This window comes from Streptomyces hokutonensis (genome assembly GCF_000376565.1).
Classification (GTDB): Bacteria; Actinomycetota; Actinomycetes; order Streptomycetales; family Streptomycetaceae; genus Streptomyces; species Streptomyces hokutonensis.
This window is the reverse complement of sequence record NZ_BARG01000103.1, coordinates 1-14,098: the sequence shown is the minus strand read 5'-3', so window position 1 is coordinate 14,098 and position 14,098 is coordinate 1. Positions and strand designations below refer to the sequence as shown.

The following is a 14,098-nucleotide window of genomic DNA, read 5'->3' as shown; positions in this document are numbered from 1 at the left end:
GCCTCAGGGGCGTTGGCCCCGCCCCAGCGTCCGGGGCAGCTGGCCCCGGCGCTGGATGCCCAACTTCCGGTAGGAACTGGTGAGATGGGTCTCCACCGTCCGCCGGGCCAGATGCAGCAGATCGGCGATCTCGGTGTTCGTACGGCCGTCGGCGGCCAGTTCGGCGATCCGGCGCTCACTGGTGGTGAGCGACCCCGAACCGGTGCGGGCCGGGGCCGTCCGCCGGGCCCCGCTCTCGCCCAACGCCCCCTCCGCCAGGGCCCGTAGCCGGGTCGCGCCCAGCCGCTCGGCGCGCTCGGCGGCCTCCCGCAGACACCCGCGGGCCCGCCGCCGGTCACCGGCCGCGGTCAGCGCCCGGCCCTGCGCGATCAGCGCCGGCACCAGCTCGGTCTCCGTCCCCTCCGGCGCCTCCCGCAACAGCGCCACGGCCTCCTGCGCGAGCTCCAGACCGCGCCGTCCGCCGGTCGCAGCGGCCAGCACCCGCAGCGAACGGCCCACCGTACGGGGCGTGTTCCACACCCGGGCCAGCCGCAGCTCCTCCTCCGCCAAAGCGATCGCCTCCCGGGGACGGCCGAGGGCCAGCCGGCACTCGGCGGCGGCCGAACGCCACGGCGTGACGACCGGGCTGACCACCTCACGGGCCGACTGCCTGCGCCCGCACTCCAGGAAGTCGTGCAGCGCGCCCGCCGGATCACCGCAGGCCGCCCGCAACACTCCCCGCGCGTAGAGGAAGCGGTTCAACTCCCAGGAATCGGGCGCCGACCGCAGGTCGAAACCGTCCGCGAGCCGCAGCGCCCGCGCCTCCTGCCCGGTCGCCAGCAGCGCCAGCAGGATGGTGGCGTGCCCGTTCGACGGCGTGCTCCGCGCCCAGTCCCGCGCCCACGCCTCCGTCAGCAGCCGCCCGTGCTCGCCCCGGGCGCACAGGATGTCGGCCCGTACGTTGGTCAGCGCGTCGTGCATCGGATGCAGCAGGTCGGGACGCTGCCCGACCAGCCCGCGCTCCACCAGCCGTTCCGCCTCCGGGAGTTCGTCGGCCCACTGGGCCACGGCGGCGGCCGTGCCGAGCAGGAACGGCTCGGTCAGCGGGTCGGCGGGCTGGGCCAGCAGACCGCGCAGCCGCCGCATCGCCTCCGCCGCCGAGATCAGCCCGGCCGTGGCCGCATGGCGCACGACCAGCGCCTGACCGGCCGTGCCGACCAGCTCCGGCGAGTCCTCGGCGGCATCGCGGAGCCACCGGTACACGTCCTGCCGCACCGACTGGTCCTGCTCGGCCAGCAGCACCGACGCGGTCTGGAGGGTGCGGACCAGTTGCGGACGGTCCGTCAACTCGTCCTCCGCCGTGCGCAGTACGTCCACGGCGGCCACGGTCCTGCCCCGGCCGGCCAGTGCCGTGCCGAGGGCGACGGCCGCGCGCATCGTGTCCTGCGGTGCCCCGGACAGCCGTAGCGCCTCGCTGAGCCGGGGGATGCCGGCCGAGGAGGTCCGCGTGTACTCCAGGGAGCCCAGCTCGGTCAGCAGCCGCTGTCTGCGGCCGTCCGGCAGGGGTTCCTCCAGGACCCGGCGCAGGAACGCGACGGCGTCGTCCGCGCGCCCGTCCCGCAGCGCGAGCGAGGCCGCCTCCTGGAGCACGGCCGACGTCCAGGGCGCGCCCACCGGGTCGGCGAGCAGCAGCTGCCGGGCGACCGTGTCGGGGGAGCCGCCGTGGCGCTGCATCGTCGCGGCCGCCGCCGCGTGCGCGGCCCGCCGCCTGGCCGCGGGCACGCCGGTCAGCACGGCGTCGCGCAGCAGTGGATGCGCGTAGCGCGGGCGCCCGTCGGGGTCCGGGCGCAACACCCCGAGCCCGGTCATCGCGGTGAGCCAGCCGGCCACCCGCGCGGGGTCGGCACCCGCCAACTCGGCGATCAGGGACGCCAGTTCGCCGACGGGAGCGGGGGCGGTGCGATCGGCGGGCAGTGCTGTGGGGGCGTCCCCGGCCCAGCCCTCGTCCAGCGCGGCCAGGATCCGCGCGACCTCGCCGGTGGCCGGGCCCGCGCACTCCAGCCACCAGGACACGGCCGCCGGATACGCCCCCGGATACAGTGCGGCGGACGTCTCCGGCACCGTCGGATGCCGGCCGGCGCCGAGGTCGTCGAGCAGGGCGCGCAGCAACAGCGGGTTGCCGGCGCCGGCCCGGACACAGTCGTCCACCCAGGGCCCGGGCGCATCGGCGCGCACCGAACGGACCAGCCCGGCAGCCGACTTGGCGGTCAGCGGGGCCAGCGTGAGGGTGCGGACCAGCGCGGGCGAGAGGGTGTGGGTCAGGCCCGGCTCGGCCGGCTCGATGTCGTACTGGCTGCGCTCGGTGACGACCAGCAGGATCCGTAATCGGTCCACGTGCCGGGCGGACTCGACCAGCCACCGGTGCGAGGCGGCATCGGCCAGATGGACGTCGTCCACGGCGATCAGCAGCGGTGCCCGGTCGGCGTACGAGCGCAGCACCCGCCCCAGCCGGGCGGCACTCGCCCGCTCGTCCCCGTCGACCGCGAGATCCGCGAACTCCGGCACCGGGCCGAGGAGTTGCTGGACGGTGGCGTACGGGACCGCCTGGTCGCGGGGCGAACAACGGGCCCGCAGCACCCGCATGCCGTGCGCCGCCGCGTCCTCGGCGGCGGCCTCCAGCACGGTGGTACGGCCCGTCCCGGTGGCCCCGCGCAGCAGCACGAGGCGCCCCGAACCGGCGCGGGCGTGCGCGGCCTCCACCGCCAACAGCCTTGCCGCGTCCCGGTGTTCGCAGGGCATCACGGACTCTCCGGCGTCAGGTGCGGTCCCCGTCATCGCGGTCCTCCTCGTCTCCGTCGTGGTCCGTCGTTCGTCCGATCTCGTGGTGCTGCTCGTGGTGCTCCACGATTGCGCGCGTCCCACCCGCCCCACGAGGGTGAGGAGTACACGGCCGCCACCAGCGCAACTGGGGTGGCACGTATGTGGATCGAGGGAGAACGTTGCTCAGCTCATCGCGGACCGCACATCCCGGTACGGCCGACTCCGGCGACCGGATACCCGTGGCGGTCCACGCCCCGGACCCGATCTCGCGCGAGGGAGCACTCAGCCAGCTGCGCAGATACCCGGAGATCGACCTCCGCGAGGAGAGCGACACCGGACCCGGCAGGGTGGCCCTGTTCATCGCCGAGGCACTCGACGAGGCCGCGCTCACCCGACTGCGCAGACTCGTGCGCAGCGAGGGCGGGCGGGCCGTACTCGTCGTAGGGGCCCTGCGCGAGGCGGAGTTGCTCGATGTGATCGAGTGCGGGGTCGGCGCCATCGTGTGGCGCCAGGAGGCGACCGCGCAGCGTCTGGTGCAGGCCGTGATCGCGGCGGCCCGCGGCGACGGCGACCTGCCGGCCGATCTGATCGGCCGACTCGTCGAACAGGTCGGGACGCTGCACCGCAGCGCGGCGGGCCGCTCCGGAGTCCAGACGGCGGGGCTCGTGCCGCGTGAGGTGGACGTCCTGCGGCTGGTCGCCGAGGGACTCGACACCGGAGAGATCGCCAGCAAGCTCTCCTATTCCGAACGCACCGTCAAGAACGTGATGCACGGGCTCACCACCCGCCTCCATCTGCGCAATCGGGCACACGCCGTGGCCCATGCCCTCCGGGAAGGCTACATCTGACCGAACGGGCACTCGAAGCCGGACACGCGGGCAACCTGCCGTGCCCTCCCTACGTCCCCAACGTGCTTGCGGGCACGGCCGGTTGGAACGGCACGATCGGAGTACGGCCGACAGGGGCGTAACGGGCGCCGACGCGTACGGCGGAGCACGACAGCACGGCAGGGCGGGAGCACGGCGGTGATCCACGAGGTGGACGAGGTCCTCAAGGACCTGATCGGCGGCGGCGCACTGGCCGGTTCGGGCATCGAGGTCTCCTTCGACGCACCGACCCGCGACTGGGCGGCCCGCCGCAACACCCCCACGATCAACACCTACTTGTACGACATCCGGGAGGACGTGCACCGGCGCCAGCGCGGGCATGTCACCGTGCGCGACGAGCGGGACGTGGTCGTCAAACGCCGCCAGCCGCCGCGCTGGTTCCGGCTGTCGTACCTGGTGACGGCGTGGACGAAACGGCCGCAGGACGAACACCGGCTGCTGTCCGCCGTGTTGGCCACCCTGATCCCGCGCGAGCTGCTCGCCCCCACCGAACTCCCCGGATCCCTAGGCGAGTTGGGTCTGTCGGTGCCGATCTCGGTGGCCGGCATCCAGACCGAGTCACGGTCCCTCGCGGAGATCTGGTCCGCCCTCGGCGGCGAACTCAAGCCCTCCCTCGACCTCGTCGTCACCGCACCCTTCCCGGCCTACCCCGAGTACGACGCGGGCCCACCGGTCACCGAGGGCGCCGCGGTCCGCGTCCACGGCCTCGACGGCACGTCGCCGGGACCGGAGGAGCGGGCCCACCGCCCGCGCCAGGTCGCGGCGGCACGGGAGGCCCGCGAGGTGGCGCGGCGCAGGAGGACGTCGGGGACGGGGACGTGACGGTCGAGGAAATCGGGGTGGGCTTCGGGGACGTTGGTGCCGGGGAAGAGGGCGCGACCGGCGTCGACGGTGTCGCCCTCACCACTGAGCCGGAGGCCGACGCCTTCCTCGCCCGGCTCGGCCGTCTCCGCGAGCGTGTCGCCCTGCTGGTCGCGGAGCGTTCCGCGACCGACCCCACGGCCGGCGACCCGCTGCGCGGCCTCTACCTCTCCGGGGAGGCGGTGGAGTACCTGCTCCTGCGATCATCCGAACCGGCGCCGCCCGTACGGGATTCGGCGCCCGACCGCCTCGCCGCCCTCCGTCTCACCGACCTCGACACCGCTCTCCTCCTCATCGCCCTCGCCCCCGACTTGGACCGTTCCTTCGAGCCCCTCTACGGCTACCTCAACGACGACGTCGGCCGCCGCAGGGCCACCGTGGGACTCACCCTCGACCTGTGCGGCATCCCCGCCCACGACGCGGAGGGACGGGCCCGCTTCCATCCCACGGCCCCGCTCTCGGCCCTCGGCCTCCTCACCGTGGAGGAACCCGAACGCCCCTTCCTCAGCCGCTCGTTGCGGGTACCGGACCGGATCCTGGCCCACCTGCTCGGCGACGACACCCCGGACGCGGCACTCGCCGGGCACCTCCATCCACTGACGACGCCGAGAGTGCCGTACGACGGTCAAGACCCGGGCGGGGACGACGAGTTCACCCACTTCGTGGACCGGCTGGCCGTGCTGCTCGCCGGTGAGCCGCCACTCGCCGTGTATCTGAGGGAGCGTCACGAGGGAGACGGGCTGGTGTGCGTGGCGGCCGCGCTGGACGCGGCGCGGGTGCCCGCAGTCCGTTTCTCCGGTCCGGTCGAGCGGGTGCCGGAGCTGCTGCGCGAGGCGCGGCTGGGCGGTCGTACGGTCGTGGTGAACGGGCTGCCGGATCAACCCGGAGCACTAGTACGGGCGTTGATGGCAGCCACCGACGTCTCCGTGGTGTTCGCCGGGGTCCGCCCCTACGACCCGCTGTGGTGCGAGAGCGACCCGCTGATCCTGGAGGCGCCCCAGCAGCGCGCGGCGGCGGTACGTGCCTGGACGGAGGCGGTCGGTGAGGACCACGGCTTCGACGTACGGGCCACCGTCGCGCCGTACCACCTCGGTGCCGATCGCATCGCGCGCGCGGCCCGTGCGGCCCGGGGGCTCGCCGGGTTCGACGGGACCCCGCTGACGGCCGCGCATCTGCGGCTCGCCGCGCGCCAGCAGTCGGCGTCGGGGCTCGAACAGCACGCCCGCCGCATCCAACCCGCGGTCGACTGGCGGGACTTGGTCCTGCCCGACAGGTCACTCACCCAACTCCACGAACTCGCCCTGCGCGCCCGCCACCGCGACCGGGTCCTCGGCGACTGGCGGCTCAGCGCGGGCGGCGGTCGGGGGCGGGGCGTGCTCGGGCTGTTCGCTGGTGAGTCCGGTACCGGCAAGACGCTGTCGGCGGAGGTCGTCGCGGCCGAACTCGGCCTGGATCTCTATGTGGTTCAGCTGTCGTCGGTCGTCGACAAGTACATCGGCGAGACCGAGAAGAACCTCGAACGGATCTTCACGGAGGCCGACCGCACCGACGCAGTGCTCCTCTTCGACGAGGCCGACGCGGTCTTCGGCAAGCGCTCCGAAGTGAAGGACTCGCACGACCGCTACGCCAACATGGAGAGCGCCTATCTGCTCCAACGCCTGGAGTCCTTCGACGGGATCGCGCTGCTCACCACCAACCTGCGCGCCAACATCGACGAGGCGTTCACCCGGCGGCTCGACCTGGTCGTCGACTTCCCGTTCCCCGACCCGGCGCAGCGGCTCGCCCTGTGGCGGCACGGCCTGACCCATGTGCCGAGCGCTCCGGACCTCGAACTCGCCCCACTGGCAATGGAGTTCGAGCTCGCGGGCGGCTCCATCCGCAGCGCGGTCGTCACCGCCGCCTATCTCGCCGCAGGCCGCGGTGACACGGTCGGTGCGGCGGACCTCCTGGAGGGGGCCCGCCGCGAATACCGCAAGGCCGGGCGGCTGGTGCCCGGTGAGGGCACCTGGTAGCCGCCCAACGGCCCGGCTACACAGTGAACTTGACGGCCACCAGCCAGCGGGAGTTGTCGAGCGTGCCGCCGAAGAGGTACTTGGGGCGGGCGTCCGCACACCCCTGACCGCCCCAGTCCCAGCCGGTGTTGCGGGCCGTCTCGCAGACCTGGCCGCTGCCGATGTTGAGGGCGAAGCCCGTCATGTACGGGGCGCCGTCCTTCGAACTGCCGATGTAGTTGTCCTTGTTGTCGTCGATGATCGCCGTCCACTGCGGCTCCCACATGCCGTTGCCGTCGGTCGAGGCGGGGTTGTGGATGAAGGCGTTGGCGCCCGAGCCGAGGGAGCCGGACACCGCGATGTTCAGGGCCGTGATCTGCTTGGCGTCGTCGACCGTGCCGGTCGCGGCCCCGTCGCAGACCGCGTCCGTCCAGCCGTCGCCCGCGATGAAGGCGCGGTAGCAGATGTGCCGGCCCGAGTCCTTCGCGGCCAGCTTCTTCACCGCGGTCGCCGCCGTCGCCGGTTTGGGCTTGGGCTTCGCGGACGCCGTGGATCCGCCGCCGCCCCCGCCCGCCGCCGCGGCGGTCGAGGTCACGGCGACCGGCGGGGGAGCCGCGGCCGTCGCGGAGGGCGGCGCCGGCACACTCGCGGTCGGCGAGGGAGCGGGCGCGAGCGTGCTGACGCCCGCGTCCTTGAGCTGCTCGGTGGCGGTCGTCCGCACCTGCGGCTTGTACGCGATCCACAGCATCAGGAAGGTGAGCGAGAGCGCGAGGACGGCCCCGAGGAAGGTCGCCAGCCAGCGCGGCAGGAACCCGCGCTGGAGGTAAATCCCCTCCACGGGAAGGGGGTTGGCGCCGGACCGCAGCACGTTCAGCGTGTACGGCCGCTGCTCCTTCGGCCCGAACCAGATGATCTTCCGGGGCTTCAGGGACGCCTTGACGAACGCCGCCCGGCCCGGCTCGATCTGCACATTGCCCGGATGGATGTCGTACGACAGCTGGTCGCCGTTGTCGCTGCCGCTGATCGACGCCGTCAGCTTGGTGTTGCCGAGGTTGTCCACGGCCAGCCGGGGGCGGCCCCGGAACCGGCCCTTGACCGTCGGCGGCACCAGCTCCGCCCGCACCTCCGTGAACGGGGTGATCGTCAGATTGCCCTCGGGGACGGTGACCGCCTCCGGGTGCTCGGTCGGCGTGATCCGCACGGCGTAGGGGTTCGGGCCGGCCGTCGCGTCCGGGGTGCGCGGCGGCGCGAACGTCAGGTCGACCGTGCCCGTCGTACCCGGGTAGAGCCGCAGCGTCTGCGGCTCCACGGTGGTCCAGGGCGCGATGCCCCCGACCGGCTCGAAGCGGTACTCGTCCACGACGTCGCCGGTGTTGCGCAGCCGCAGCCGCACTCGGGTACTGCCACCGGGATCGACGGTCGCGGACGCGGGCTCCAGGGAGGTCCACAGACTCATGTGGTGACGCTACGACGGATGGTGAAAGGACGTCAGGAGCCGCCGGGGCAAGGAGGGTTGCCCAAAGAGGCGCCTTCGCAAACGCGGTTGCCGCCCCAGCGCTGAGGGGATCCGTCGCCACGGGCCCGGAAGGGCACCGCCGGGCAGGTCGTGGCCGTCACCCGGACTGCCCCTGAGGGCAGGGAAGTTGCCCCGAGACAGGCACCCGAGGACGTTTCGGCGGCCGGGGCACGCGCGTGAGGCTTAAGAGCGTCTTATCTCGTACCCCGAGGAGAGCAGAGCATGCCGTCCTACCTGTCGCCCGGCGTCTACGTCGAGGAGGTGGCCAGCGGCTCGCGCCCCATCGAGGGAGTGGGCACCTCGGTGGCGGCCTTCGTGGGTCTGGCCCCGACCGGTCCGCTGAACGAGCCGACCCTGGTGACCAACTGGACGCAGTACGTCGCTGCCTTCGGTGAGTTCACCGACGGGTACTACCTCGCGCACTCCGTCTACGGCTTCTTCAACAACGGCGGTTCGGCCGCCTACGTCGTGCGCGTCGGCGGCACCACCGAGGGCTCCTCGGCGGAGGCCAAGTCCCCGTCCGCCGTTGCCGGTTCGGCGGCCCCGGCCGCGCTCACGGCGGGCGAGCCGGCCCAGCTCGGCACTTTCGCCGTGACGGCCGTGGCGCCCGGCGACCTGACCGTCGAGGTGGCCGACGCCGAGGGCGAGGGACCCGCCGAACGGTTCCGGTTGATCGTCAAGGACGCAGGCCGGGACGTCGAGAGCTTCGACGTGACCGCCAAGAAGGGCGGCCGCAACTACGTCGTCACCCAGGTCAAGGAGCGCTCCAAGCTCATCACCGTGACCGAGGCAGCGCCCGCCGCGCAGCTGGCCCGCCCGGACAACCAGACGGTCGCGCTCAGGGCGCCCGCCGCCGCACCGGCCGTACCCGGCACGGTGGGTGACGCCCCGTCACATCCCGGCCCGGCCACCTACCTCGGCGACTCCGCCGACCGCACCGGCTTCGGCGGACTGGAGGCCGTGGACGAGATCTCCATGGTCGCGGTGCCCGACCTGATGGCCGCCTACCAGCGCGGCGCGATCGACCTGGAGGCCGTCAAGGCGGTCCAGTTGGGCCTGATCGCCCACTGCGAGCTGATGGGCGACCGCGTCGCCGTCATCGACCCACCGCCGAGCCTGAACGCTCGTCAGATCCGTGTCTGGCGCCAGGAGACCGCGGGCTACGACTCCAAGTACGCGGCCCTGTACTACCCCTGGATCAAGACCTTCGACCCGTCCAGCGGACAGTCCCGGCTGATCCCGCCGAGCGGCCACATCGCCGGCATCTGGGCCCGCAACGACTCCGAGCGCGGTGTGCACAAGGCGCCCGCCAACGAGGTCGTACGCGGTGCGGTCGACCTGGAGACGCAGATCACCCGCGGCGAGCAGGACTTGCTCAACCCCATCGGCGTCAACTGCATCCGTGCCTTCCCGGGCCGCGGCATCCGCGTCTGGGGCGCCCGCACCATGTCCTCCGACCCGGCCTGGCGCTATCTCAACATCCGCCGGTACTTCAACTACCTGGAGGAGTCGATCCTGATCGGCACCCAGTGGGTGGTGTTCGAGCCGAACGACCACGCCCTGTGGGCGCGCATCCGGCGCAACATCTCGGCGTTCCTGGTCAACGAGTGGCGCAGTGGCGCCCTGTTCGGGCAGCGGCCCGAAGAGGCGTACTACGTCAAGTGCGACGAGGAGACCAACCCGCCGGAGTCCGTCGACGTCGGCCGGGTCGTCTGTGAGATCGGCATCGCGCCGGTCAAGCCGGCCGAGTTCGTGATCTTCCGACTGGCCCAGTTCTCCAGCGGCAGCGGGGAGTTGGAGGAGTAGGCGGACCCGGCGCGTGTGCACCGCCGCTCCAGGCAGTTCTCAACACCCTTAGAAGGACAGCGAATTCATGAGTCTCCAGCCGGGTGACGCCCTCACCTCACACAATTTCGGCCTGCAGATCGACGGCGTCATGGTCGAGTACCTCGCCGAGGTCAGCGGCCTCAGCATCGAGCAGGACGTCATCACCTACCAGCAGAACACCCCCAACGGCCAGAACGTGGTCAAGAACCTGCCGGGTGTGAAGAAGAACGGCACCTGCACCGTCATCCGCGGCATGACCCAGTCCGCCTCGTTCACCCAGTGGATCAACGAGTCGATCTCCGGCCAGATGACCACCGCCCGCAAGAACGCGTCGATCATCATGATGGACTTCCAGAACAACCCCGTGAAGCGCTACCACCTGCGCAACGCCTGGTGCAGCAAGATCGACGCGAGCACGGTGAAGGCGGGCGAGGCCGCCGCGCTCACCGAGTCCGTGACCATCGTGTTCGAAGAACTGGTCATCGAATAATGCGGCGTTCGGGGGCGGGGGCGCCGGCTGCGGAGTCTTTGGCCGAGGTGGGAGCGGGCCCGGTGCAGGCCCCGGCTCCGGCTGCCGCTCCGGCCGTACGGCAGACGCTGCGGACCGAGTTCCCCTTCCAACTGCCGCGCGGGTACGTCGACGAGTCTGGAACGGTCCACCAGGACGGTGTGATGCGACTGGCCACCGCGCGCGACGAGTTGGTGCCACTCCGGGATGTCCGGGTGCAGGAGAACCCGGCGTACCTGTCCGTGGTGCTGCTCGGCCGGGTGATCACCCGGCTGGGATCGGTCCCCATGGTCCACGACGGGATCGTGGAGAACATGTTCGCCTCCGACCTCGCGTTCCTCCAGGACTTCTACCGCCAGATCAACGCGGAGGGCCACACCCGCGCGGCAGTTCAGTGCCCGCACTGCGCGGAACCCTTCGAGGTGGAGCTCGGCGGGAGCCGCCTGGGGGAATCGTGACGTACGCGACCGACCGGCTGCACGAGGAGATCGCGTACGTCGCCTACCACTTCCACTGGAGCCTGGAGGACATCCTGGACCTCGAACACCACGACCGCCGCCGCTACACCGGCGAGATCGCGTCCCTGGTGACGCGAGCCGGGACGGAGGGCTGAGCGGTGGGGTTCTTGGACCGGTTGCGGGGACAGCGGGCCGACGGGCCTGGGGTTGGTGGTGCGGGCCCCGACCCCGATGGTCCTACGGGTACTACGGGACCTGCTGCAAGGGTGGCCGCCTGGCCGGGGCTGGCGCCGATTCGGCGGGCCTCCGCCGCAGGAGGTACCGGGGTGGCCGACGCGGGTTTCGGCGCGCGCCTGCCCACCTGGCAGAACCCGACCTTCACAGGCACGGGGTTCCGCGCGGTGCTGGACGCGGAGCGCAGTGCCGGGATCGCGGGGTCCGCGGCTACGGCGGCGCCGGCGCGGGCGGTGCCGAGCCTGGCGCGGCCTGCGGGGGAGTTGCCGGTGGCCGGTCGTGCCGCGCCGGTGACGGCGGCTCCGTTGCGGGCCGGTACGAGTGGGAGTGACCTTGTGGGGCGAGGGGTGTCCAGGCCTCTCGCGCGGGGTGGTTCCTCCGGCGTGCGGGCGGAGGCAGTGCGGCCGGGTAGGGCGGATTCCGTGGCCGACGCGGTGCGTCCGGCTTCGGGTGTACGGGTGACTCCGGTGTCGTCGGAGCTTCCTCGGTCGGGGTCGTTGACGCGGGCCGGGGCAGGTGCGGCTGCGGTGGAGCGGCGGCTCGTTGCCCGACGGAACTCGGCTGCCGCCGGGGGTGGTTCGGGGCACGGTTCGGGTGAGGGCAAGGGCGGGGGAGTAGTCGCGGGCGACGCGTCGCCGGTGCCGTTCGCGGCTCCGGAGACTTCGGGTGGTTCGGGTGGTTCGGGTGATCGGGGCGGGCCGACGGTCGTGGGCCCCGCTGCCGCGAAGCCCATCGTCCAACGCCGACCGGCTGCCAACTCGGTTGCGCCGCAAGGTTCTTCGCCCCGCTCCTCGACTCCGCAGGCGCGTCCGGCAGGCGGTGGTGACGAGCCTGTCGGCCCCAGCACGGGTCGCGGCGCGGCTCCCGATTCCGGAAGTGGGCACGGGCCGAACAGTGCGCAGCGGGCGATCACCGCGCCGGATACGGGGGTTGAGGCCCCGACGCCACCGGACACCTCTCGTGCGTCGACGCCCGTGCAACGCGCGGCGACCGCTTCCGCCGTGCGCGACGGCGGCACCGCCGAGCCTCGCCCCCACGTCCCGGCAGCGGCTCCTGCGGAATCGGGCAACATCCCAACCCCTGGCCCTACGACTCAGCCCGCGCCCCGGATCCAACGGGGCCCCGCGCCCCGCGTACCCCTCGGCGCCCCGCTGACCACACGCTCGGCCGCGCGTTCCACACCGGCCGGGACAACCAACGCCCGTTCTCCACAAGGCGATTCGGCCACAGCTCCGGCTTCGGCTCCAACGTCAGGTTCGGCAACACCCGCCCCGCCTACGCCCTCGCGGGCCGCCAACTCTCCGCCTCCGACTGCGATCACCCCCACCCGCCGCCGCTCACCTCTCGGCGCCCCCGTCACCACGACACCCGCAGACGCCAAGCCCCTCACCGGCTCGCCGATCCCGCCAACGGGCACTGGTCGCCGTACGGAATCAGGTTCGAGACCGACCTCGGGTCAGGCCCAGGGCCAGCTTCAGAGCCCGGCGATCCAACGCAGCGTGGCCCCGAGCACGCCTGCATCCCCTCCGCGGGCCCCCTCGCCCACCCCTCCTTCAGCCACCACCGCGTTCCCAACCACCGCACACCCGCCCGGCACGCACCCAGCCACCGAGCACGGGCCCACCGCAACCCCGGCGACACCAGGTCCGGGGCCGACGCCCCAACCCGGCCTCGCCCCGAGCGCCGCGCCCCGGCAGATGGGAGCCCCGGCCGGCTCGACTGCCCTGCCGACACCGGCCTCGGAGCAGGCGATTCAGCGAAGCGCGGTCCCCAGCACGCCTGTTGTGCCCGCGAGCACCGCGCCGTGGTCTACCGGAGCCCCGGCTGTCGCAACTGCCGCGCCGACACCGGGTCCGGGGTCGGCGACTCGGCGAACTTCGGTCTCCGGTACGCCTGTTGTGCCTGCCGGGCAGGTTCCGTCGGCTGTGACGCGTCCGGGCGTCACGCACTCGCCTGCCGTTGGCCCGAGCAGCGGGCCTCCGCCGACTGCCTCGCGGATAGCGCGGGTGGATCCGGCGATTCAGCGAAGTGCGGGCCTCGGCACGCCTGTTGTGCCTGCCGGGCAGGTTCCGTCGGCTGTGACGCGTCCGGGCGTCACGCACTCGCCTGCTGTTCGCCCGAGCAGCGGGCCTTCGCCGACTGCCTCGCGGATACCGGGGGTGGATCCGGCGATTCAGGGAAGTGCGGCCCTCGGTACGCCTGTTGTGCCTGCCGGGCAGGTTCCGTCGGCTGTGACGCGTCCGGGCGCTACGCACTCGCCTGCCGTTGGCCCGAGCAGCGGGCCTTCGCCGACTGCCTCGCGGACGCCGGGTCTGGGGCCGGAGACTCAGGGAAGTGCGGGCCTCGGTACGCCTGTTGTGCCTGCTCCGCAGGCTCTGTCGGCCTTCACGCCTCCTGACGGCGCGCGTCCGACCACTGCAGATGGAGTGACCGGCGCTCCGGCCGGCTCGGCACCCGTGCCGACACCGGCTCAGGGACTCACGGTCCAGCGAAGCGTCGCCCCGAGCGCGCCCGTTCCGCCCACGCACACTCCCTCGGCCACTGCGGCCCGGCCGACCGCGGCCCCGGCGGTGAGCGCGTCGCCGGTTCTGCGTCCGTCGTCGACCGTGGACCCGTTCTCGTCCTCGGCCCTGACTCCGTCCGAGGTCGGGCCCCGGCCCCCGGTTGTGGCTCCGACCTCGGCAGTGACTTCGCCCCCTGCCATGAGCCCAACCCTGGCCGGACCCCCCGCCCCGGCCGGACCCCGACCTTCGGCCCTGACTCCACCCCCAGCCGCGACGGCGTCCTCAGCCGACCCCGCGCCCTCGGCCATACCCCCGCGCTCAGCCACGATCCAGCCTCGTACCACGAAGCCGACTCAGCTCGGCCCGACCGCGCCCGGCCTCACGCTTCCCCCCGCGACTTCCCCCACCGCACCTGCGCTCACCGCACCCCCGCTCAACGCGCCCTCCCCCATCGCGCGCGCTCTCACCGCACCCCGCCTCACCTCACAGGCACGCGCGACACGCACCCCCGCC

At 72.9% G+C, this 14,098-nt stretch carries 10 protein-coding genes; 7 read left to right on the top strand and 3 right to left on the bottom strand.

Annotated features, from left to right (window positions below; all coding sequences use genetic code 11):
* Positions 1 to 3 precede the first annotated feature (3 nt).
* Entirely contained in the window at positions 4 to 2,814 is a 2,811-nt protein-coding gene (locus SSP08S_RS49715; RefSeq protein ID WP_174479463.1) for an AAA family ATPase, read from the bottom strand.
* Positions 2,815 to 2,978: 164 nt separating this feature from the next.
* On the opposite strand from SSP08S_RS49715, the gene SSP08S_RS49710 reads away from it, so the two are divergent.
* The 3 genes from SSP08S_RS49710 to SSP08S_RS49700 all read left to right on the top strand — a co-directional run bounded on the left by SSP08S_RS49710 (position 2,979) and on the right by SSP08S_RS49700 (position 6,559).
* On the top strand, positions 2,979 to 3,647 hold the full coding sequence (locus SSP08S_RS49710; RefSeq protein ID WP_019075136.1) for a helix-turn-helix transcriptional regulator: 669 nt from the start codon (positions 2,979 to 2,981) through the stop codon (positions 3,645 to 3,647).
* A 177-nt stretch (positions 3,648 to 3,824) separates the two neighbouring features.
* Positions 3,825 to 4,508, top strand: coding sequence for a Pvc16 family protein (locus SSP08S_RS49705; protein WP_019075135.1), 684 nt, complete (start codon positions 3,825 to 3,827; stop codon positions 4,506 to 4,508).
* Positions 4,505 to 6,559 carry an ATP-binding protein gene (locus tag SSP08S_RS49700; protein WP_019075134.1) on the top strand — a complete coding sequence of 685 codons (2,055 nt, stop codon included), beginning with the start codon at positions 4,505 to 4,507 and terminating at the stop codon, positions 6,557 to 6,559. Before SSP08S_RS49705 ends, SSP08S_RS49700 begins: the two co-directional genes overlap by 4 nt.
* 16 nt (positions 6,560 to 6,575) lie before the next feature.
* Here SSP08S_RS49700 and SSP08S_RS49695 read toward each other — a convergent pair whose 3' ends face one another.
* Positions 6,576 to 7,994: a hypothetical protein gene (locus SSP08S_RS49695; RefSeq protein ID WP_019075133.1), complete on the bottom strand. Its 1,419-nt coding sequence runs from the start codon at positions 7,992 to 7,994 to the stop codon at positions 6,576 to 6,578.
* A gap of 282 nt (positions 7,995 to 8,276) precedes the next feature.
* Here SSP08S_RS49695 and SSP08S_RS49690 point away from each other — a divergent pair, with 282 nt between their 5' ends.
* The 4 genes from SSP08S_RS49690 to SSP08S_RS62765 all read left to right on the top strand — a co-directional run bounded on the left by SSP08S_RS49690 (position 8,277) and on the right by SSP08S_RS62765 (position 11,002).
* Positions 8,277 to 9,860, top strand: coding sequence for a phage tail sheath family protein (locus SSP08S_RS49690; RefSeq protein WP_019075132.1), 1,584 nt, complete (start codon positions 8,277 to 8,279; stop codon positions 9,858 to 9,860).
* A gap of 67 nt (positions 9,861 to 9,927) precedes the next feature.
* Positions 9,928 to 10,371, top strand: a complete 444-nt coding sequence (locus tag SSP08S_RS49685) for a phage tail protein (RefSeq protein WP_019063375.1) — start codon at positions 9,928 to 9,930, stop codon at positions 10,369 to 10,371.
* Positions 10,371 to 10,847, top strand: a complete 477-nt coding sequence (locus tag SSP08S_RS49680; RefSeq protein ID WP_026179501.1) for a hypothetical protein — start codon at positions 10,371 to 10,373, stop codon at positions 10,845 to 10,847. The genes SSP08S_RS49685 and SSP08S_RS49680 overlap by 1 nt, the downstream gene beginning before the upstream one ends.
* Complete coding sequence (locus SSP08S_RS62765) at positions 10,844 to 11,002, top strand: DUF6760 family protein (RefSeq protein ID WP_019075130.1); 159 nt, start codon at positions 10,844 to 10,846, stop codon at positions 11,000 to 11,002. Before SSP08S_RS49680 ends, SSP08S_RS62765 begins: the two co-directional genes overlap by 4 nt.
* A gap of 2,549 nt (positions 11,003 to 13,551) precedes the next feature.
* On the opposite strand, the gene SSP08S_RS49670 is transcribed toward SSP08S_RS62765, so the two are convergent.
* Positions 13,552 to 13,785, bottom strand: a complete 234-nt coding sequence (locus SSP08S_RS49670) for a hypothetical protein (protein WP_158697335.1) — start codon at positions 13,783 to 13,785, stop codon at positions 13,552 to 13,554.
* Positions 13,786 to 14,098 lie beyond the last annotated feature (313 nt).

Coding starts and splice junctions, on each gene's coding strand:
- SSP08S_RS49715 (WP_174479463.1), bottom strand. CDS start 2,814: ATGACGGGGACCGCACCTGACGCCGGAGAGTCCGTGATGCCCTGCGAA.
- SSP08S_RS49695 (WP_019075133.1), bottom strand. CDS start 7,994: ATGAGTCTGTGGACCTCCCTGGAGCCCGCGTCCGCGACCGTCGATCCC.
- SSP08S_RS49690 (WP_019075132.1), top strand. CDS start 8,277: ATGCCGTCCTACCTGTCGCCCGGCGTCTACGTCGAGGAGGTGGCCAGC.
- SSP08S_RS49685 (WP_019063375.1), top strand. CDS start 9,928: ATGAGTCTCCAGCCGGGTGACGCCCTCACCTCACACAATTTCGGCCTG.
- SSP08S_RS49680 (WP_026179501.1), top strand. CDS start 10,371: ATGCGGCGTTCGGGGGCGGGGGCGCCGGCTGCGGAGTCTTTGGCCGAG.
- SSP08S_RS49670 (WP_158697335.1), bottom strand. CDS start 13,785: ATGGCAGGGGGCGAAGTCACTGCCGAGGTCGGAGCCACAACCGGGGGC.